Source organism: Pseudomonas sp. GW821-FHT09E04, assembly GCF_059416185.1.
Map to the genome: position 1 here is coordinate 590127 of NZ_JBWKOR010000001.1, position 20168 is coordinate 610294.

15 protein-coding genes are annotated in these 20168 nt (G+C 58.8%); 9 read left to right on the forward strand and 6 right to left on the reverse strand.

Going from position 1 to position 20168, the window contains the following annotated elements:
* Nucleotides 1-79: 79 nt before the first annotated feature.
* Both AC07N4_RS02695 and AC07N4_RS02700 read right to left on the reverse strand, forming a co-directional pair.
* Nucleotides 80-1384 (reverse strand): ATP-binding protein, encoded by a 1305-nt coding sequence (locus tag AC07N4_RS02695; protein ID WP_102622657.1) that lies wholly within the window; start codon nucleotides 1382-1384, stop codon nucleotides 80-82.
* A gap of 4 nt (nucleotides 1385-1388) precedes the next feature.
* Nucleotides 1389-2090, reverse strand: a complete 702-nt coding sequence (locus tag AC07N4_RS02700) for a response regulator (protein WP_007960391.1) — start codon at nucleotides 2088-2090, stop codon at nucleotides 1389-1391.
* Nucleotides 2091-2310: 220 nt separating this feature from the next.
* Here AC07N4_RS02700 and AC07N4_RS02705 point away from each other — a divergent pair, with 220 nt between their 5' ends.
* The 4 genes from AC07N4_RS02705 (at nucleotide 2311) to AC07N4_RS02720 (ending at nucleotide 8040) form a co-directional block, all read left to right on the forward strand.
* Entirely contained in the window at nucleotides 2311-3468 is a 1158-nt protein-coding gene (locus AC07N4_RS02705; protein WP_096821498.1) for an efflux RND transporter periplasmic adaptor subunit, read from the forward strand.
* Nucleotides 3469-3483: 15 nt separating this feature from the next.
* Nucleotides 3484-6582, forward strand: coding sequence for a multidrug efflux RND transporter permease subunit (locus AC07N4_RS02710; RefSeq protein ID WP_493064884.1), 3099 nt, complete (start codon nucleotides 3484-3486; stop codon nucleotides 6580-6582).
* A gap of 79 nt (nucleotides 6583-6661) precedes the next feature.
* Nucleotides 6662-7303, forward strand: a complete 642-nt coding sequence (locus AC07N4_RS02715; RefSeq protein WP_493064885.1) for a DUF1345 domain-containing protein — start codon at nucleotides 6662-6664, stop codon at nucleotides 7301-7303.
* A 182-nt stretch (nucleotides 7304-7485) separates the two neighbouring features.
* Nucleotides 7486-8040: a hypothetical protein gene (locus tag AC07N4_RS02720; protein ID WP_493064886.1), complete on the forward strand. Its 555-nt coding sequence runs from the start codon at nucleotides 7486-7488 to the stop codon at nucleotides 8038-8040.
* An 82-nt stretch (nucleotides 8041-8122) separates the two neighbouring features.
* Here AC07N4_RS02720 and AC07N4_RS02725 read toward each other — a convergent pair whose 3' ends face one another.
* From AC07N4_RS02725 to AC07N4_RS02735, 3 genes are all read right to left on the reverse strand, one after another.
* Entirely contained in the window at nucleotides 8123-10351 is a 2229-nt protein-coding gene (locus AC07N4_RS02725) for an autotransporter outer membrane beta-barrel domain-containing protein (RefSeq protein WP_493064887.1), read from the reverse strand.
* A gap of 227 nt (nucleotides 10352-10578) precedes the next feature.
* The gene (locus AC07N4_RS02730) at nucleotides 10579-12573 is read right to left on the reverse strand and encodes a hypothetical protein (protein WP_493064888.1); all 1995 of its coding nucleotides are present in this window, start codon (nucleotides 12571-12573) and stop codon (nucleotides 10579-10581) included.
* A gap of 90 nt (nucleotides 12574-12663) precedes the next feature.
* Nucleotides 12664-13455 (reverse strand): hypothetical protein, encoded by a 792-nt coding sequence (locus AC07N4_RS02735; protein WP_146013108.1) that lies wholly within the window; start codon nucleotides 13453-13455, stop codon nucleotides 12664-12666.
* Nucleotides 13456-13659: 204 nt separating this feature from the next.
* Here AC07N4_RS02735 and AC07N4_RS02740 point away from each other — a divergent pair, with 204 nt between their 5' ends.
* From AC07N4_RS02740 to AC07N4_RS02760, 5 genes are all read left to right on the forward strand, one after another.
* Nucleotides 13660-14685: a LacI family DNA-binding transcriptional regulator gene (locus AC07N4_RS02740; protein ID WP_493064889.1), complete on the forward strand. Its 1026-nt coding sequence runs from the start codon at nucleotides 13660-13662 to the stop codon at nucleotides 14683-14685.
* 63 nt (nucleotides 14686-14748) lie between these two features.
* Nucleotides 14749-15531 (forward strand): sugar phosphate isomerase/epimerase family protein, encoded by a 783-nt coding sequence (locus AC07N4_RS02745; protein WP_493064890.1) that lies wholly within the window; start codon nucleotides 14749-14751, stop codon nucleotides 15529-15531.
* Nucleotides 15524-16474: a sugar kinase gene (locus AC07N4_RS02750; protein ID WP_493064891.1), complete on the forward strand. Its 951-nt coding sequence runs from the start codon at nucleotides 15524-15526 to the stop codon at nucleotides 16472-16474. The genes AC07N4_RS02745 and AC07N4_RS02750 overlap by 8 nt, the downstream gene beginning before the upstream one ends.
* A 64-nt stretch (nucleotides 16475-16538) precedes the next feature.
* Complete coding sequence (locus tag AC07N4_RS02755; protein WP_493064892.1) at nucleotides 16539-17837, forward strand: MFS transporter; 1299 nt, start codon at nucleotides 16539-16541, stop codon at nucleotides 17835-17837.
* 21 nt (nucleotides 17838-17858) lie between these two features.
* On the forward strand, nucleotides 17859-18827 hold the full coding sequence (locus tag AC07N4_RS02760; RefSeq protein WP_493064893.1) for a 2-hydroxyacid dehydrogenase: 969 nt from the start codon (nucleotides 17859-17861) through the stop codon (nucleotides 18825-18827).
* 150 nt (nucleotides 18828-18977) lie between these two features.
* Here the strand turns inward: AC07N4_RS02760 and AC07N4_RS02765 are convergent, their stop codons facing one another.
* Complete coding sequence (locus AC07N4_RS02765; protein ID WP_102622669.1) at nucleotides 18978-20165, reverse strand: pyridoxal phosphate-dependent aminotransferase; 1188 nt, start codon at nucleotides 20163-20165, stop codon at nucleotides 18978-18980.
* Between the last annotated feature and the right edge of the window lie 3 nt (nucleotides 20166-20168).

Sequence of the window (20168 nt, forward strand, 5' to 3'; positions counted from 1 at the left end):
CGTGACGCTCCGCGTCACAGTGGACGCAGAGCGTCCATGGCGGCATTCCCACGCAGAGCGTGGGAACGATCATCAGCGATCATCCGGTCGGGGTCGGCAACCAAAGCCTGAACCGTGCTCCGCCCAACGGCGAACCTTCCACGGTCAACGTCCCGCCCTGCGCTTCCAGCGCCCGACGGCTGATCGCCAGTCCCAGGCCAAACCCGCCGGTCGCCCGGTCGCGGCTGCGATCCAGTCGATAGAACGGTTCGAAAATCCGCTCCCGCTCGTCTTCCGGGATACCGATGCCATCGTCATCCACCCAGATCTCACAGCCTTTCGGGCAGACCTGAACACCGATCTGAATACGTTTTTCGCAGTAACGCATGGCGTTTCGCAGCAGGTTTTGAATCGCGCGGGCGGTCAGGCGCGGGTCGAGGGAGAAGCGTTCCAGCTGGTTGTGCAGCAGCACGTCGATGACGATTTCCGGGGACTCCAGCTCCTCGTCGACGCTGCCCAGAATACTGTCGATGAACTCGTCCAGCGCCACTTCGACCTGCTCCGGCAGACGCGCGGGGTTTTGCAGGCGGCTGTAGGACAGCAACTCCAGCACCAACTCATCCAGTTCACGAATGTGCGCGACCAGACCTTGCAGGCGTTCGCGGCTGGCTTGCGGCAAATCATCGGACAACGCCAGCGCCAGGCCGAAGTCCAGACGGGTCAGCGGCGTACGCAGTTCATGGGACACCGCGTTGAGCAAGTCACGCTGCTGGTTGAGCAGGTTTTCGATGTCGCCGGCCATGGTGTCGAACACCGTGGCCAGACTGCCGATGTTCGAGCTCGAGCCGATTTGCGTACGTTCGCTCAAGTGGCCTTTACCGAAGCGTTCGGCGGTGCCCTTCAGGCGTTCAAGATCACGCCAGTGCGGCCGCAGCCACAGCAACAGGCACGCCAGCAAACTCGCGCCGATCAGGACGTTGATGCTCCAGTACAGCAAGTTCACGTCCATCGGGTCCGGCGGCACCACCATTTGCACGGCCACCTGGTCGTTCAGCGGCGTCACCGCCAGCGTGCGCCAGCCCCAGTCGCCGATGCGCACCACGTTTTCGCCACGACGCAGGCGTTCTTGCTCGATCGGGGTGAAATCGGCGTTATCGATGCGGGCGAGGACGATGTGCAGCGGCTGGAAATCCTTGTCCATCGACGCCGCGACCGCCGGCCACTGATCCTGCGGCACCGCGCGAAACTGCTTGGTGATCAGCGATTGCAGGCCACGGGAATAATCGAGGTTGTAGGTGACGAACCGATCCCTGAACGCCATCACCACCAGATCCGGCACCAGATAGATCGCCGCGCTGTAGGAAACGATCGTCACCAGATAGAGGCGAAACAGGATTCTGAACATCGACTCAGCATTCCCACTCGGAACGGCTGAACAGATAACCCTTGCCCCACACGGTCTTGATCTTGCGCGCTTCGCCCGCGTGGTCGTCGAACTTGCGTCGCAGTTTGGAAATCGCCACATCCACCGAGCGGTCGGTGCCGTTGAACTCTATGCCGCGCAGGCGTTGCAGGATCTGGTCGCGGCTCAGCACTTCACCGGCGTGACGGGCCAGCACCACCAGCAGGTTGTATTCGCCGCTGGACAGCTCGACCGGTTGTTCGCGCCAGGTCACAGTGCGCTCCGACAGGTCGATGCACAGGTTGCCCATCAGGATCCGGTCGTTGGCGGTCATCGGTTCGCCAAGGCTGCTGCGGCGCAGCAAGGTGCGTACCCGCGCCAGCAAAACCCTTGGCTCACAGGGCTTGGTGACGTAATCGTCGGCGCCCATTTCCAGGCCCAGTACCTGATCGTGGCTGTCGTCGCGGGCCGTGAGCATCAGAATCGGCAGCGTTGCCGAGTCGGCGCGCAGCAATCGACAGACCTGCAAACCGTCGAGGCCCGGCAGCATCAGATCGAGAATCACCAGGTCCGGCGGATTGAGCCGCGCCCGTTCGCGCACATGGTCGCCACGACCGATCACGCTGACGGAGTAACCGTTGCGTTCCAGGTAGCTGGAAATCAGTTCGGCGAGGGCGGTGTCGTCTTCGACCAGGAGGATGTTGGGCATTGATGATCCAGAAAGTGCTGTGGCGACTGGCAGGGGCTCTTCGCGGGCTTGCCCGCGAAGGCTGCATATCTGTCGCAATAAATTTCAAGGCGTAAAGGATATACGCCCTCACTCGCCCCTGAGCAAAACCCTTACACAATTTCACACAGCACCTACAAAGCTTCACCGCTACCTTCGGTGCCTGGCCGTAGGATGCGCACATCAATATTGGGGGTTGTACATGTCGAAGAATCTGCTGGCCGGGCTCGGCCTGATCGCATTGGCGCTGACGCTGAGTGCCTGTGGTAAATCCTCAAGCACTGAGGAACAGGCGCCACCGGCCACCGTGCGGGTCGAAACTCTTGAGGCACGCCCCCTGTCGATCAGCAGCGAACTGAGCGGGCGCATTGCCGCGCCGCGCATTGCCGAAGTCCGCGCCCGGGTGGCCGGTGTCGTGCTGCAACGCACCTACCGCGAAGGCAGCGATGTGAAAAAGGGCGACGTGCTGTTCCGCATCGATCCGGCGCCATTCAAGGCTGACCTGGACAGCGCCGAAGCTGCCCTGCGCAAAGCCGAAGCCAATGCGTTCCAGGCAAAACTGCAGGAACAGCGCTACGCCCAGTTGATCGATGACAAGGCCATCAGCGCTCAGGACTACGACAACGCCCGCGCCAACGCCCGGCAGACCGCCGCCGACGTCGCCGCCAACAAGGCTGCCGTGGAACGAGCGAAGCTGAACCTCGGTTACGCCACCGTCACCGCGCCGATCTCCGGACGCGTCGGCCGTGCGCTGGTGACCGAAGGCGCACTGGTCGGCCAGAACGAAACCACGCCCATGGCGCTGATCCAGCAACTGAATCCGATCCACGCCGACCTCACCCAGTCGACCCGTGAATTGAATGAGCTGCGCCGTGCCTTCCGTTCCGGCCAGTTGCAACAGGTCGGCCAGGATCAGGTCAAGGCCACGCTGATCCAGGACGACGGCAGCCTCTATCCGTTGCCGGGCAAGTTGCTGTTCAGCGATATCACGGTCGATCCGGGCACCGGGCAGATCATTCTGCGCAGTGAGTTCCCCAACCCGGATCTCGATCTGTTGCCCGGCAGCTACGTTCGTGTACGCCTTGAGCAAGGCGTGATCCAGCATGGCCTGACCGTGCCACAACGCGCGGTACAGCGCGACAGCGCCGGTGTGGCGCAAGTCCTGACCGTCGACGACCAGATGCGCGTCGCCCAGCAGCCAGTGCAACTGGGCGCCGTGCAGAACGACCGCTGGATCGTCACCGGTGGCCTCAAGCCCGGCGACCGCATTGTCATCGAAGGCCTGCAACACGCCCGTCCGGGCGAAGTGGTGCAGATCGACGACACCCCTCTTCCACTTGCCCAGACCTCTGGTCAGTAAGCAGGACGCTCTTCTATGCCGCAGTTCTTTATCGACCGCCCGGTGTTCGCCTGGGTCGTCGCGTTGTTCATCCTGTTGGCCGGCGCGCTGGCCATCCCGCAATTGCCGGTGGCGCAGTACCCCGACGTCGCGCCGCCGCAGATCGAAATCTATGCCGTGTACCCGGGCGCCTCGGCGCAGACCGTCGACGAGAGCGTGGTCAGCCTGATCGAGGAAGAGCTCAACGGCGCCGATCACCTGCTGTATTTCGAATCGCAGAGCAGCCTCGGCAGCGCCACGATCAAAGCCACGTTCCAGCCGGGCACCAACCCGGAACTGGCGCAGGTTGATGTGCAGAACCGCCTCAAGGTGGTCGAGTCGCGTCTGCCGCAAGCGGTCAACCAGCAAGGCTTGCAGGTGGAGAAAGTCTCCGCCGGTTTCCTGCTGCTGATCACCCTGACTTCCAGCGACGGCAAACTCGACGACGTAGCGCTCAGCGATTACCTGGCGCGCAACGTGATGAACGAGATCAAGCGCATCGACGGCGTCGGTAAAGCCCAGTTGTATGGCGCCGAACGGGCGATGCGGATCTGGGTTGATCCGCAGAAGCTGATCGGTTTCAACCTGACGCCGGCCGACGTCAACGCCGCCATCGTCGCGCAGAACGCTCAAGTATCGGCGGGCAGCATTGGCGATCTGCCAAACCCGAGCACCCAGGAAATCACCGCGACAATTCTGGTCAAGGGACAACTGTCGACGCCGGAAGAATTTGCCGACATCGTGCTCAAGGCCAATCCGGACGGTTCCACCGTGCGCATCAAGGATGTGGCGCGGGTCGAGATCGGCAGCCAGGAATACCAGTTTGGCACCCGTCTGAACGGCAAGCCGTCCACCGCCGTCGGCGTGCAACTGGCGCCGGGCGCCAACGCCCTCAGCACCGCGACCTTGATCCGGGCGAAGATGGATGAACTGTCGCGCTACTTCCCGGCGGGCGTGGAATACAAGATTCCCTACGACACTTCGCCGTTCGTGAAGGTCTCGATCACCAAAGTGGTCTACACCCTCGGCGAGGCGATGCTGCTGGTCTTTGCGGTGATGTTCCTGTTCCTGCAGAACATCCGCTACACGTTGATCCCGACGCTGGTGGTGCCGGTGGCGCTGATGGGCACCTTCGCGACGATGCTGGCGCTGGGTTTCTCGATCAACGTGCTGACCATGTTCGGCATGGTGTTGGCCATCGGCATTCTGGTGGACGACGCCATCGTGGTGGTGGAGAACGTCGAACGGATCATGGCCACCGAAGGCCTGTCACCGAAAGAGGCGACGCGCAAGGCGATGACCCAGATCACCGGGGCGATCATCGGCATCACGCTGGTGCTGGTGGCGGTGTTCATTCCGATGGCGTTCATGCAAGGTTCGGTGGGCGTCATCTATCGCCAGTTCTCGCTGTCGATGGCGACTTCGATCCTGTTCTCGGCATTCCTCGCCCTGACCTTGACCCCGGCGTTGTGCGCCACCTTGCTCAAGCCGATCGCCAAGGGCGAACATCACGAGAAAACCGGGTTCTTCGGCTGGTTCAACCGCCGCTTCGAGCAACTGACGGATCGTTATCAGGGCTGGGTCGGTTACGCACTGAAACGCACCGGTCGTTATCTGCTGATTTACGTTGTGCTGCTGGTGGGTCTGGGCCTGTGCTTCGCGCGCCTGCCCTCCTCGTTCCTGCCGGTCGAGGATCAGGGTTACACCATCACCGACATTCAACTGCCACCCGGTGCGAGCAAGAACCGCACGGTGCAGGTGGTCGAGCAGATCGAAGCGCACAACGCCGGCGAACCGGGCGTGGGCGACAGCACCGTGATTCTCGGTTTCAGTTTCTCCGGCAGCGGGCAGAACGCCGCACTGGCGTTCACCACGCTCAAGGACTGGTCGCAGCGTGGTCACGACGACTCGGCGAGCTCGATTGCCGACCGCGCCAACATTGCCCTCAGCCAGATCAAGGACGCCGTGGCCTTCGCCGTACTGCCACCGCCCGTGGATGGTCTGGGTACGTCCAGCGGTTTCGAGTTCCGCTTGCAGGATCGCGGTGGCCTTGGTCATGCGACCTTGATGGAGGCGCGCACCCAGCTGCTGGCCGCCGCCGAGAAAAGCCCGATCCTGATGAACGTCCGTGAAAGCGCGCTGGCCGAAGCACCACAAGTGCAGCTGGAAGTGGACCGCAAGCAGGCCAATGCCCTGGGAGTTTCGTTCGCTGACGTCGGCAACGTGCTGTCCACTGCCATCGGTTCCTCGTACGTCAACGACTTCCCCAATCAGGGGCGGATGCAACGCGTGGTCGTGCAGGCTGAAGGCGATCGCCGCAGTCAGGTCGATGACCTGCTGAGAATGCACGTGCGAAACGACGCCGGAAAAATGGTGCCGTTGTCGGCATTCGTGAGAGCCACATGGACTCAAGGCCCGGCGCAGCTGACCCGCTACAACGGCTACCCGGCGATCTCGATTTCCGGCGAGCCAAAACCCGGCCACAGCACCGGCGAAGCCATGGCGGAAATCGAACGGCTGGTGGCCCAGGGGCCGAAAGGCCTGGGTCAGGAATGGACCGGTCTGTCGTTGCAGGAACGTTTGTCCGGCAGTCAGGCGCCGATTCTGCTGGGTCTGTCGCTGTTGATCGTGTTCCTGTGCCTGGCGGCGTTGTATGAGAGCTGGTCGATTCCGACTTCCGTGCTGCTCGTTGTGCCGCTCGGTGTACTCGGCGCGGTGCTGGCAGTGACCCTGCGCGGGATGCCCAACGATGTGTTCTTCAAGGTTGGCCTGATCACTATCATCGGCCTGTCGGCGAAGAACGCGATCCTGATCATCGAGTTTGCCAAGAGTCTGTATGACGAAGGTCACGATCTGATTGATGCCACGCTGCAAGCGGCACGTCTGCGGCTACGGCCGATTGTCATGACTTCGCTGGCGTTCATTCTGGGTGTGGTGCCGCTGGCGATTGCCACGGGCGCGAGCTCGGCGAGTCAGCAGGCGATTGGTACCGGGGTGATCGGCGGGATGATTACCGCGACGCTGGCGGTGATCTTTGTACCGGTGTTCTTCGTTGTGGTGATCAAGCTTGTGCGCAGGTTCGCCAAGCCTGATTGATTGTCCGCTCCCCGCGCGGTGGCCACAGGTCGCCGCGCTGGGCTAAGGTGTCTGAACCACCCTGGCCCATCGAGCTCCCATGCGCTTCCTCGCCCGTACCCATCCTCGCCTCTCTGCCGCTGCGCTGCTCGGCCTTGCCGTCGGCCTGTTGGTACCCGCCGAATCTGTCATCAGCAAGATCCTCATCGGCTGGAATGCCGGGGTCTGGACCTATCTGGCGCTGATGCTCTGGCTCACCGCCCGGTCCAAGGCACCGGACGTGAAACAGATCGCAGTCATCGAAGACGAAAACGCCGGGCTGGTGTTGTTCGTGGTGTGTATCGCGGCGCTGGCCAGTCTTGCCGCCATCACCCTGGAACTCGCCGGCAGCAAGGATCTGGATACCCACCACAAACTGATGCATTACGGTTTTACCGCACTGACGGTCATCGGCTCATGGCTGCTGATCGGGGTGATTTTCTGCGTCCACTACGCCCGGCTGTTTTACACCTGGGACGGCAAGGAGCCGGCGCTGCGCTTTGCCGAAGGCCTGACCACGCCCAACTACTGGGACTTTCTGTACTTCTCGTTCACCATCGGTGTGGCTGTGCAGACGGCGGATGTGGGCGTTGCGACCCGTGAGATCCGCAAGATCGTGTTGGCGCAGTCGTTGATCGGATTTGTGTTCAATACGGCGATTCTGGGGTTTTCGATCAATATTGCTGCCGGGTTGTTTGGCTAAAAGCTGTTTGTACCCATCGCAGGTCAACGGGCAACCCTCATTAAACAATCACATAAAAAGCGTGCTGTACACCTGTCAACTCTGACAGTTTACAGAGCCGTCTACTTGGCATCTGATGGGCTATCCCGCCTGCTGTTTCAAATGGCGAGATATCACTTGTCATGACAGCGGAGACTGTATCAATGAACGCATTAGCGAAAGTGGCACAACAATCTGTGATGGTGGGAACATGCACGGGAACAATCAACGGTACCGAGCCTTTTGATGCGGGCCTGGTGGTGCTTTCAAAAGCAACTTATCCCCTGCCGCACGGCGAAGCACACGTCATGCAGGCCACTCAGCGAGGGCCGGCACCGGATTTCAAGACAAAGGAACTGAAAGTCTCATTTTCCGTGGACAAACCGTGCAACTCTTATGGACTGTTCCCTGATGCCTACACTGTCCGAGTGATTTACGTGGATAGTTCGGATAGCGACAAACCGATTGCCTATACACAGCGCCAAGGTGTCGCGAAAGTTGCTTTCCACTCACAGCAATCGGTTTTTTGCGGCGAGGTCGCCGTCACACTTGAAAACCTGGATGAGGACACCTCAAAAACGGTCAATCTGAAATTCAAATTCAAGGCTATGCCTACGCCACCACAGAGACGAATTCATCGCCGTCCTTCGTCAGGTAAAACGCCTCGTATTGAGCCTGGCTCTCAGTCTGGTTCTGAATCTTGCTCGTGCTCTTGCTGAACGATCAGCAGCCATCAGCTTGTTAAAACGAAAGGGAGGCCGAGGCCTCCCTTTCATATAGGCTGACACCTCTCAGCTGTCGTCAAAACGCGTATCGCAGGCCAAGTGTCAATCCAGCCGGTTGACGGAAGTTCTTGCCGTCGCTGTATTCATAGTCCGCATGCATCTGCAGCTTGTCCGTCACAGAAGCGGCGACACCCGCCCCGAACATTCCGCGTGCCCCTGAGAGGTCATTCTTGAATACATTGTTGTTGACCTTCACTTCATTGTTCCTGGCGAACTCATATGCACCGCCAACCCGAACGTAAGGCTGAACCTCAAAGTCATTGTTCAGCTTGAAGTTGCGACCCGCAGTCACGCCTGCTTCTCCCAACAAAGATCGTGCACGTCCACCATCGGCCTGCAGGTCGTTGTCCAGTGAAAAGCTTTTGCCTTGAATCACCACCGCCGACCACTTTGTGAACGGTTCAATGAAGTAGCCGTCGTCAAATTTGATATGTCGACCGAACTCCACCGATCCGCCTACGCCCGTATTGTCGTAGTCGCCTTTGGCGCGGGAGCCATCGCTCAAACCAACCTTGGCATCGTTGTTGAAACGGTTCACTTTCAGGACCGCATCCACGTAGTAGCCACTTTTCGGCGCCATCCAGATCGCGTATGCGCCGCCGTAGACACTCTTGACGTTGCCAGAGGTGCCAGCATCCAGATTCAGATCCGATTCGCTTTGGCCGCCCATGATCCCGACGACCCAATCCTTTGCCAGTGCAGCATCGGCACCGAGGGTGAATCCACGTTGAGTTTGCTCATAGCCCACACCTGAACCGTCGGCAATTTGAAACTTGTTGCCATAGGCAATTCCCCACGCCCCTGACCGACCCGGGTTGTAACGCAATTCGCCCATCCGGGTTCGCAGTGATTTCAACTCGCCATACCAGGTTGGCAACGGAGTATTGAACAATGCCATGACTGACCGCGCTGCCGGGCTGACGGTGCGTGTACTTGGATCAAGAATCCAGTCATTGCCACTCTTGGCCAAGGCATAGGAGTAAGCCCCTTGGTCGGTCACATTTCCCGTCAACGAAAACTCGGCGGTTCCGCCATTTGTTTTGACAACGGTCACGGGCTGACCGGCAGCCGGCTCGATGCCGCTGCTGGAGATGAGCAATTGGTGAGAACCACTGGCCGTCCCTGTGACGTTCAACACATCGGTCTGACCGGTCGCCAGATTGGTTGCCATAATGAGCCGGCCGTTGCCCGACAGATCGGTAACGTTCAACTGATAGAACGCATCATCTGCTCCAAACCTCACCGAACCGCCATTGAGCGCGAGCTTTCCGACCTGGCTGTTATCCACGAGCACCCACTGCGAGGTGTCATTGATCGTTGCGCTGGCAACGTTTTCGAGACGGCCGGTCAAGGTGGAGTTGTTCTGCAACGTCAGTCCGGTCGTGCTGCCGGCTTCTGTCACGATGTTGCCCTTCAACGTGCTGCTGTTGACGGTCATCGAGACATCCGCCCCACCCTTGACCTCGAGCAGCGTGTCATTGCTTGCGAGCAATCTCGAATTGTTCAGTGTCAAGGTGGCGGTCGATGTACCGGCGTTGTCGAAATCCACCACGATGGCGGAACCGTTTTTGCCCTGTACGGTGGTGTTGTCCAGATTCAAGGTTGCCGGTGCAACGCCGGTCAGATCCAGATCAATGAAGACACCGTTTTGACCGCCGGTAATCGTGCTGTTTTTAGCGACGCCGTTGGCGCTTTGCAGCCAGAGGCCATATCCCGTGGCGGCGGTGCCTTCCAGTGTCGAGTCGGTGATATTGACCAGGCTGTGGGAGGTTGCGAAAGCACCGGCATCGACGCCCTTGATATCGCTGTTGTTCGTAACATTGACCGTCGAACCGTCTTGCGTGCCAAAGAAACGCAAGACCGACAAGCCGAAGGCATCTCCGCTGACCGTGCTGTTGTTGACGTTGCCCAGACTCGAAACAAGCTGCAACCCCGACTGCCCCGCCGTGCCTGTGACAGTGGCGCCGTTCAGGCTCACCGTCGAGTTGTTCGAGGCACTGATCCCCTGGGTGCTGCTTCCGGCATTGACATTCACTGCCGAGTTATCGGCACTGATCGTCAGTGTCTGGGCATTATTGACATTCAATGTAGCGTTCTGACTGAGAAACCAGCTTTCAATGGCATCCCCTGTGTTGACCGTCGCGGTTCCCCCCACCACAGGTGCAGCGCTGGCAAAAGGAGAAATCACCAACAAAGGCAAGCACAGATTTTTGATTGGAAATTGATGGAGTGAACGAAAGTGCATAAAGGCCACCTGCTTCGAGAAAGAATGATCGAGCACTACGAGACGTCGTCATCTCGTTTTTGAAGGGGCGCAAGACTATCGAGCAACTACGTTTTTTTATGTAGGACTTATCCTTTTTTCGAAGGCGATAAATCGCCCGGCATAAACGGCCAGATCTCGTTGAAATATCAAACGCTCAGGGGGCATGAAATCGAATTCATACCCCCCAAAAACGTTTGAACATTCGATCAAGGAAGCGGATTGGCGACTTCGCAATAGTCGCCATTGTTATCCTCCAGGAATACAAAGTGGACGGCAGAATCCGACTCAGGCACAACGCTTGAAATGGTATAGGTCAGTTTTCCGTATCCATTCGATACGGGTTTCAGGTGGGTCATATAATCACCAATCAAGAATTCCATACCCGCCGCGGGTGCAGGCGTTGGAACTACGAGAGGGACCGATACTTGGGTTCCTGTAATCGGCTTGTCCGCGCTTGAGTCAGTGAAGCCTCCCCATGTCAGCGTTACCGTGCGCCCACTTACCATTGAAGGACTGATAGGCACTACGACTTTCAGATTCCGTCGATTGGTACCATCTCCAGGCGGTATGAAGTTCAGTGTCGGACAGGAGATACTGTCAAAGACAAGACCGTCGACCACGGGTTTCGGCAAGTCGACTTTGGTGATTTTTACATCAACGTCTTGATTCGGTGAAGAAACCGGATTACGTCCCAGCACCTCGGAGAGCGTCCATTTAATCGGAATGAGCCCGTTTGGCTTCAGCTCGATGAGTCTCCATGGGACTACGGCCATCTTGATATCCCCTTGATCTCCCGGCGTCAAATAATAGTCGGGAGTCAGCGGTACGCCGTCATAATAAACCGTGACAAACTGGCCGGATGCTGCTGGTGGTGTGGCTGGTAGCTCGACGAATATATCCGCATCGTTGCCGTGGTCGTTATCGTCCAACGTATTGTCGACACCTTGGGAGGACACCAATCGAGCCTTTTTAAAGTTCGGATTGACGTCACTGGGTTCGTCCGGATTCGGGCCGCCTGGCTGGTAGATATTGACGTTGAAAGACGTACTGTGTGTTGCAATGGGCGTCAGGACCCCTTTTCGAAACATCTCATATCTAAACGTTGTTGGAACATCGACGTCCGTCACGCCGTATTCAGTCTTGATGTCTAGATACTTCACGTCAAAAACCAATAATGTGTTGGTGCCAACAAGTTGTTCAGGCCTTATCTCGGTATTCCCCCAATAAGCCCTGATGGAGTCAGTCGATGTGTTGGGGAGTGGCACTGTAACTTCGCCAGTTACCCCGGTTACGCAGTCCGCAACGTCAATCACGTCATCCCCGCCGGTTCCATCTGCCAAAGGCACAACAGGTTCCAGCGCCACAGGTGCCGCCAGACGTAGGACAGTACGCTGCTCGGGTTTGGAGCGAAGGCTGATGTTGCCTGCCAGGTCCTTGAATATGACGGTTATCGTATTCAAACCGTCTTTCAGGTCCTGAAGAATGGCAAGCGGGATATTGATGATGCCGGTCGCAGGTATCGCTACGTTTGACATGACTGGCGTGGCATACGCCGGATCAGACGGATTGCCAAAGTAGATGTCGCAAACGTCTGTCGGGTCATAGTTGGCAGCCAGGGTGATCGTGATGTCGATACCATTTGGGTGTAGACCCAGATAGGTATCGTCAATCTTCTGGGAAGGTGGCAGGTCCGTGGGGAAAGATATCGCCGGCGGCGACAGGTTGGATGCAGGGGTCTTGATTCGGTAGGGGGCTGTCCGGTCGATGCGGTATTCAGTGATGGCCTCCGGGTTTGGATTGGTCCCACGGGCAAAGAGGATATACACCAGTTCATATACCGTAGGTAGCTCTGGGGTCGGCAGCTCCTTGAGTTCCGCACGTGGAATGGTGAAGGGCATCGGCCATTGACGATTGGCAATCGGGCCCAAATTCAAACCTGTGACGAGTGGTATTGGTGTCGGGTTGTTTTCTACACGCAGAAATATACTCAATTTATCATTTCGGTTTGGATCATTCGGGTCGTCATATTCGAAAGGTGGCTTGGGAATTGTAAAGGCCAAATCCGCATTAAGTTTCTCAACACGAATGCGCCCATCACCGGGAATCTGACCGTCAATCGTGGCGCCATCCAGTAAAACAGTGCCACCGCTTTGCAGCGAAACTTTTTTGGTCAATGCCGTATTTGTCACTTTGGTGTTCATGCCATGATCTCCATTTCTCATACATAAAAGCACCTCGTCCAGCTCGCCGCGAAAGTCGGTGCATAGGGGTGAAACTTCGTTCCAATACAATCAAGGGCCGCATGGTTGATTTGAACCTGCCGGGTATCGATCAATCTTGACCACGCCATCCAGCGAAGAGCCAATCAACTTCGAGCCACGATAAATTGAGTACCTGGCCATAGCCGATGCGTTTTTTTCCATGGGTTCTATGTGAGGCACATACGGTTCAACCGTGACAGAGAAACCCAGGGCGATTTCCTGATTGGTCAATATTGGTTTGTCGATTTTTTTATAGGTCCCCGGAATAACCGTTCCGCTGGCATTCGGACTTAAATAACCAAACCACTCGACGGTGCAAGTATCCCCAATCTTGCTAAACGTTGGCAGTGGGGGAACTTTAACTTCCACACCGAACCATATCGCTGGCTGGGTATAACAATTAAATTCCCCCCAAATATTTGCCTTGGGGAAACCTGGCCGCACGAGATCCACGGGAACCGGTGTGTGGTCAATGGTCAAGGGCCGAGGTAGAGACGGGTGTGGGTTATTCAAATAGTTAAGCGTATCGTATAAAAGGACTACATCACCGTCATTGACTAAATACTCAGACCCGATGTGAATAATGATCTCGGGCAAGGTAATCGGTGTTGTGTACTGAGTTGTAGATTTGAATTCTTCGATGCCATTTCGAGTAAGCCGGACGTTCAGCGTGTCCTTTTGACCGTTAGGCGACTGTTGTGGCCAGACTGGAATAACGACATTCATGCCGTTCTTCAAAAGATCAGACGGGATCAAAACATCGTTATCGGACATTCCTTCTATTTTTGGAGCGTCGTAAACCAGAATATTGTTGTTGGACATGGTCATTTCCCATCGATTGCCAAGCCTGCGCTGGAATCAATTAGGCGCCAGTTCTCGGTATCGGCCTACTGTCAGATCTGACAGGTAAAACTACCGTCTGTCAGATTTCTTCTGATCACTCGCTGAATATCCCGGTTGACGTAGCGTGGCTGATGAGGTTTCCTGAAACCGGTTTCACGACGTATAAAAACAAGGCCCACCTACATGAACGATTTCTCCGCCGCCCAGCGCAGCCGCGTGACCATGCTCGACGTCGCCGAACACGCTGGCGTGTCCAAGGCTAGCGTCTCGCGTTTCATCGGCGATGACCGTGCCCTGCTCTCCGATGCCATTGCCCAGCGCATCGAGCTGTCCATTGCCGAACTTGGCTATCGCCCCAATCAGATGGCCCGTGGTTTGAAACGCGGCCGCACCCGCCTGATCGGCATGCTGGTGGCCGATATCCGCAACCCTTATTCGATTGCCGTGATGCACGGGGTGGAAACCGCCTGCCGCCGACACGGTTACAGCCTGGTGGTGTGCAACACCGATCGCGATGACGAGCAGGAACGCCAGCACCTGGCGCTGCTGCGCTCGTACAACATCGAAGGGCTGATCGTGAACACTCTCGGTCATCACCGGGATGAACTGGATGAGTTGAAGCGGGAAATGCCGCTGGTGCTGGTGGATCGCAAGGTCGACGGGCTCGACAGCGACATGGTCGGGTTGAACAACCCGCAAGCCATCGAAATTGCACTTGAACACCTTCAGCAGCGCGGCTACCGCGATGTATTGCTGGTGACGGAACCCTATGACGGCACCAGTTCGCGGATCGAGCGGGTCAGCAGTTTTCAGCAACAGATTGGCCAGCGCCAACGCATGAACGGCGCGGTACTGGAAACCGGCTCAAGCCTTGCGAACGATCTCCAAACCTTTTTGAACACACCTGATAACGGCCCAAAGGCCCTGTTCTGCGCCAATGGCGTGGCGGCGCTGGCTTGCACTCTGGCCTTGCGCGAGATTGGCTGCCGGCTGTTCGAGGATATCGGGTTGATCGCGCTGGATGATCTGGATTGGTATCCGCTGGTAGGCAGCGGGATCACCGCCCTCGCCCAGCCAACCGCCGAGATTGGGGCACAGGCATTTGAATGCTTGCTCAAGCGTTTACGTGGGAATGATGAAGCGGCGCGAACCCTGGATTTTGCGCCGGTGCTGGTCGAGCGTGGTTCGACGCGCAGTAAGGCGGAATAAGGCCCTTCGGGGTCACCAAATTTTTTTGAACAAAAATGAAACCGGTTTCAGAGGTAGATAACAATGAATAAACCTGACGTTTCCATCAGTCTTTCCAGCTACGGCGCTGACCTCGTCCGACGCCATGGCCAGGCTTCGTTCATCGAAGTGCTGGCCGCTGCGGGCGCCAATCGCATCGAATGGCGCGAAGAGCTGCTGACCAACGAAGTCCCCGAACAGCTCGCCGCCGCAACACAAGCCGAAGGCCTGCAAAGCATCTACTCCTCGCCCACCGAACTGTGGCTGGCCGGTCAGTCGCGACCCAATCCCGAACTCATCACCGCGCTGCAAAACGCCGAAGCGTTCGGTTCGAAATGGCTGAAAGTGTCGCTGGGCTTCTTCACCGACAACAACGATCTGCAGACGCTGGCGCAAATCCTTGCGCAAAGTCCGGTGCAACTGCTGGTGGAGAACGATCAGACCTTGCATGGCGGTCGCATCGAACCGTTCCAGCGCTTCTTCGCCGCCGTCGAGCAACACAACCTGCCGATCAAAATGACCTTCGATATCGGCAACTGGCAGTGGCAAGACCAGTCCGCCAGCAGCGCCGCACGGTTGTTGGGCCGTCACGTCGGCTATGTGCATTGCAAAGCCGTGGCCCGCCGTGCCGACGGCAAACTGGTAGCGGTGCCTCCGGCCGCCACTGACCTGCATCTGTGGGAACAACTGCTGCGGCATATGGCCCAAGGCGTTATGCGCGCCGTCGAATACCCGTTGCAGGGCGATGACCTGGTGCAACTCACTACCGAACACGTCGCCGCCCTCGCCCGCCTCGGCCAGTCCCGCCTGGAGCCAGCTCATGTCTGAGATCGATATTCTGTCGTTCGGCGAAACCATGGCCATGTTTGTCGCCGAACAGAGCGGCGATCTGGCATTCGTCGACCAGTTCCACAGGCGGATTGCCGGGGCCGACAGCAATGTGGCCATCGGCTTGTCTCGACTGGGTTTCAACGTTGCGTGGCTGAGTCGGGTCGGCGCCGATTCGCTGGGTCGCTTCGTGGTCGAAACCCTGCACGGAGAGGGTCTGGATTGCAGCCACGTTGAAGTCGATCCAGCACACCCGACCGGTTTCCAGCTCAAATCCCGCAACGATGACGGCAGCGATCCGACGGTCGAGTATTTCCGTCGAGGCTCGGCGGCCAGTCACCTGTCGCCGAAGTCGATCAACCCAACGCTGCTCGGCGCCCGGCATCTGCACGCCACCGGCATTCCGCCGGCGCTGTCAGCATCGGCCCGGGAAATGTCCCATGAGCTGATGACGCGCATGCGCAACGCCGGGCGCAGCGTGTCGTTCGACCCGAACCTGCGCCCGAGCCTGTGGGCGAGCGAACGGGAGATGATCACCGAAATCAACCGCCTCGCCGCCCTCGCCCACTGGGTGTTGCCGGGGTTGAGCGAAGGCCGGTTGCTGACCGGGTTTGAAGACCCGGCGGACATCGCTGCGTTCTATCTCGATCAAGGTGCCGAAGCCGTGGCGATCAAGCTTGGGCCGCAGGGTGCGTATTACCGCACGCATCTGGATCAGGGTTTTGTAGCCGGTGTGCCGGTTGAAACCGTGGTCGATACGGTCGGCGCCGGGGATGGATTTGCGGTGGGGATGATCAGTGCCCTGCTGGAGCACCTGAGTTTTCCCGAAGCCGTCAGACGCGCCAACTGGATTGGCAGCCGGGCGGTGCAGAGCCGTGGCGACATGGAGGGTTTGCCGACCCGATCCGAACTCACCGCTGATCGTTCCCCCGCTGCGGCGTGAGCACACGCAACAACCAATCTATTGAACCTGCTGCGACAAAAACAACAAGCTCAGGAGCAAGACCATGAAAACCGCAACCCTCGCCACCCGCCGCTGGTGGTACATCATGCCGATCGTGTTCATCACCTACAGCCTGGCGTACCTGGACCGCGCCAATTACGGCTTCGCTGCTGCCTCCGGGATGGCCGCCGACCTGATGATCACGCCGGGCCTGTCCTCGCTGCTCGGCGCGCTGTTCTTCCTCGGGTACTTTTTCTTCCAGGTGCCCGGCGCGATCTACGCGCAAAAGCACAGCGTGAAGAAACTGATCTTCGTCAGCCTGATCCTCTGGGGCGGGCTCGCCACGTTGACCGGCGTGGTCTCCAATGCCTATTGGCTGATCGTCATCCGCTTCATGCTCGGCGTGGTCGAAGCGGCGGTGATGCCGGCGATGCTGGTGTACCTGTGCCACTGGTTCACCCGCGCCGAACGCTCACGGGCCAACACCTTCCTGATCCTCGGCAACCCGGTGACCATGCTGTGGATGTCGGTAGTTTCGGGGTATCTGGTGCAACATTTCAGTTGGCGCTGGATGTTCATCATCGAAGGGTTGCCGGCGGTGCTTTGGGCATTCATCTGGTGGAAACTCGCCGATGATCGTCCGGCCCAGGCCAAGTGGCTCAGCGACCAGGAAAAGCACGATCTGGAAAGCGCTCTCGCCGCCGAACAGGTCGGCATCAAAGCGGTGAAGAACTACGCCGAAGCCTTCCGCTCGCCGAAGGTGATCATTCTGGCGTTGCAGTTTTTCTGCTGGAGCATTGGCGTCTACGGCTTCGTGCTGTGGCTGCCATCGATCCTCAAGGCCGGTGCGCAGATGGACATGATCGAGGCCGGCTGGCTGTCGGCATTGCCGTATCTGGCGGCAGTGATCGGCATGCTGCTGGTGTCGTGGGGCTCGGACAAGCTGCAAAAGCGCAAACGCTTTGTCTGGCCGCCGCTGCTGATTGCCTCGGTGGCGTTCTACGGCTCCTACGCCCTCGGTGCTGAGCATTTCTGGTGGTCGTACACGCTGCTGGTGATTGCCGGCGCCTGCATGTACGCGCCCTACGGGCCGTTCTTCGCCATCGTCCCGGAGATCCTGCCGGCCAACGTTGCCGGCGGCGCCATGGCGCTGATCAACAGCATGGGCGCCCTCGGCTCCTTCGGCGGTTCCTATCTGGTCGGCTACCTGAACAGCTCCACCGGTTCGCCCGGCGCTTCGTACCTGTTGATGAGCGGCGCGCTGATGCTCTCGGTGGTGCTGACGATTTTTCTCAAGCCCGGCGCCAGCAACCGGGTGACGGCCAAGCGCGTCGCACCGCGCCCGCTGCCGGCCCACTCCTGAATTGATAGAGAGATGACTGCGATGAAAAAGCAGGTTGTGTTGTACAAGAAACTTTCGCCTTCTCTGATGGCGCGTCTGCAAGAACAGGTTGATGTAACGCTGATCGACAGCCTCGACGCGGATGGTCTGATGAAACTGCGTGACGCCCTGCCCGCCGCCCATGGTTTGCTCGGTGCCAGCCTCAAACTGGACGCGGCGCTGCTCGATCTGGCACCGCAACTCGAAGCAATTTCCAGCGTTTCGGTGGGCGTCGACAACTACGACATCGACTACCTGAGCCGGCGCCGGATCCTGCTGACCAACACCCCGGACGTCCTCACCGAAACCACCGCCGACACCGGTTTCGCGCTGATCCTGGCCACCGCCCGGCGCGTGGTTGAACTGGCGAACATGGTGCGCGGCGGCCACTGGCATCGCAGCATCGGCCCGGCGCATTTCGGTACCGATGTGCACGGCAAGACGCTGGGCATCATCGGCATGGGTCGGATCGGCGAGGCGTTGGCGCAGCGTGGGCATTTCGGATTTGGCATGCCGGTGATCTATCACAGTCAGTCGCGCAAACCGGCGGTTGAAGCGCGGTTCGATGCGCAGTACCGCAGCCTGGAGGATCTGTTGCAGCAGGCGGACTTCATCTGCCTGACGTTGCCGCTGACTGCACAGACAGAAGGCTTGATCGGCGCCGAACAGTTTGCGTTGATGCGGCCGGAGAGCATCTTCATCAACATCTCACGGGGCAAGGTTGTTGATGAGGCGGCGATGATCGACACCTTGCGGCATAACCGGATTCGCGCGGCGGGGCTGGATGTGTTTGAGCGTGAGCCGTTGAATCATGACTCGCCGTTGTTGCAGCTGAACAATGTGGTGGCGACGCCGCACATGGGGTCGGCGACCCACGAAACGCGTGAAGCGATGGCGCGGTGTGCGGTGGAGAATCTGTTGGCGGCGTTGGCCGGTGAAAAACCCGCCAACCTGGTGAATCCCCTCCCTTGATTGATCGTTCCCACGCTCCGCGTGGGAATGCAGCCCGGGACGCTCCGCGTCCCTTCCAGAGCTGGAACGCAGAGCGTCCCTTGAGGCATTCCCACGCAGAGCGTGGGAACGATCAGGAGTAAACCCTCAGGGAACGATCAGCGTAAGCGGTCAGGCGCTGCGCACTTGCAAAAGTTGCGCAGCGCACAAGGCAATCCTTGAACACGCATCCGCCAGTTTCACCCGATCCACCACCAGCCCGATGCGAATATGCCCCGCCGCACTCGGCCCGAACGCCTCACCGGCCAGCACAGAAACCCCATACCCCTCCAGTAATTGCTCGGCAAAGTCCTGCGCGCCGATCCCGGTCTGGCGCACATCGACCATCACGAACATCCCGCCATCCGGTTTGATCGGGTACAACCCCGGACAGCCGCGCAACCGTTCGCACACCAGATCCCGGCGCAAACGGTATTCCTCGCGCATCTGCGTCACTTCCGGCAGATCTTTCTCCAGCGCCACTTGCGCCGCTTTCTGCACAAAATCCGGCAGACCGAACAACATGCTCAGCGACAGATTCACCAGATGTTCGGCCAAGGGTTTCGGTCCGATCATCCAGCCGATGCGCCACCCGGTCATCGCGTGAGACTTCGACAGACTGTTGATGGTCGCGGTGCGCTCAGCCATCCCCGGCAGACTCGCCGGGCTGACGTGCTCGCCTTCGTATAACAATTCGCTGTAGACCTCATCGCTGATCAGCCACAAGTCATGGCGAATGCACAGCGCCGCCAGCTCCTGCCAGATCAGCAGCGACAGACTGGCGCCGGAAGGGTTGTTGGGACTGTTGAGCAGCATGGCTCGGGTCCTGGGGGTGATCCGCGCCGAGACATCCGCCGGGTCGACTCGAAAGCCGTTTTCCGGACGAACCGGCACTGGCACCACGGTCGCGCCGCAAGCGCCAAACACGCCTTCGTAGGTGACATACATGGGTTCGGCGACGATGACCTCATCGCCCGGATCGAGCAGACACTGCGCCACCGAATACACCGCGCATTGCGCGCCGGGCAGCACGATCACATGGTCGGCATCGACATCCTGGCCGCTGCGTCGCCGATGGCGCTCGGCAATCCGCTTGCGCAGCTCCAGCCGGCCACGCACTTCGGAATAATGGGTATCGCCTGCCAACAGGCTGTCGATGGCGCCGTGGATGATCGGTAGCGGCGTATCGAAATCCGGATCACCCACAGACAGCAGCAAGACATCAATGCCCCCGGCGCGCAGCTCCAGCGCTCGGTCGTGAATCCGCCAGGCCGCTGCTCCCTCCCCGGCGATTCGTTGGGTCAAGGCTGAATAGCGCATGTA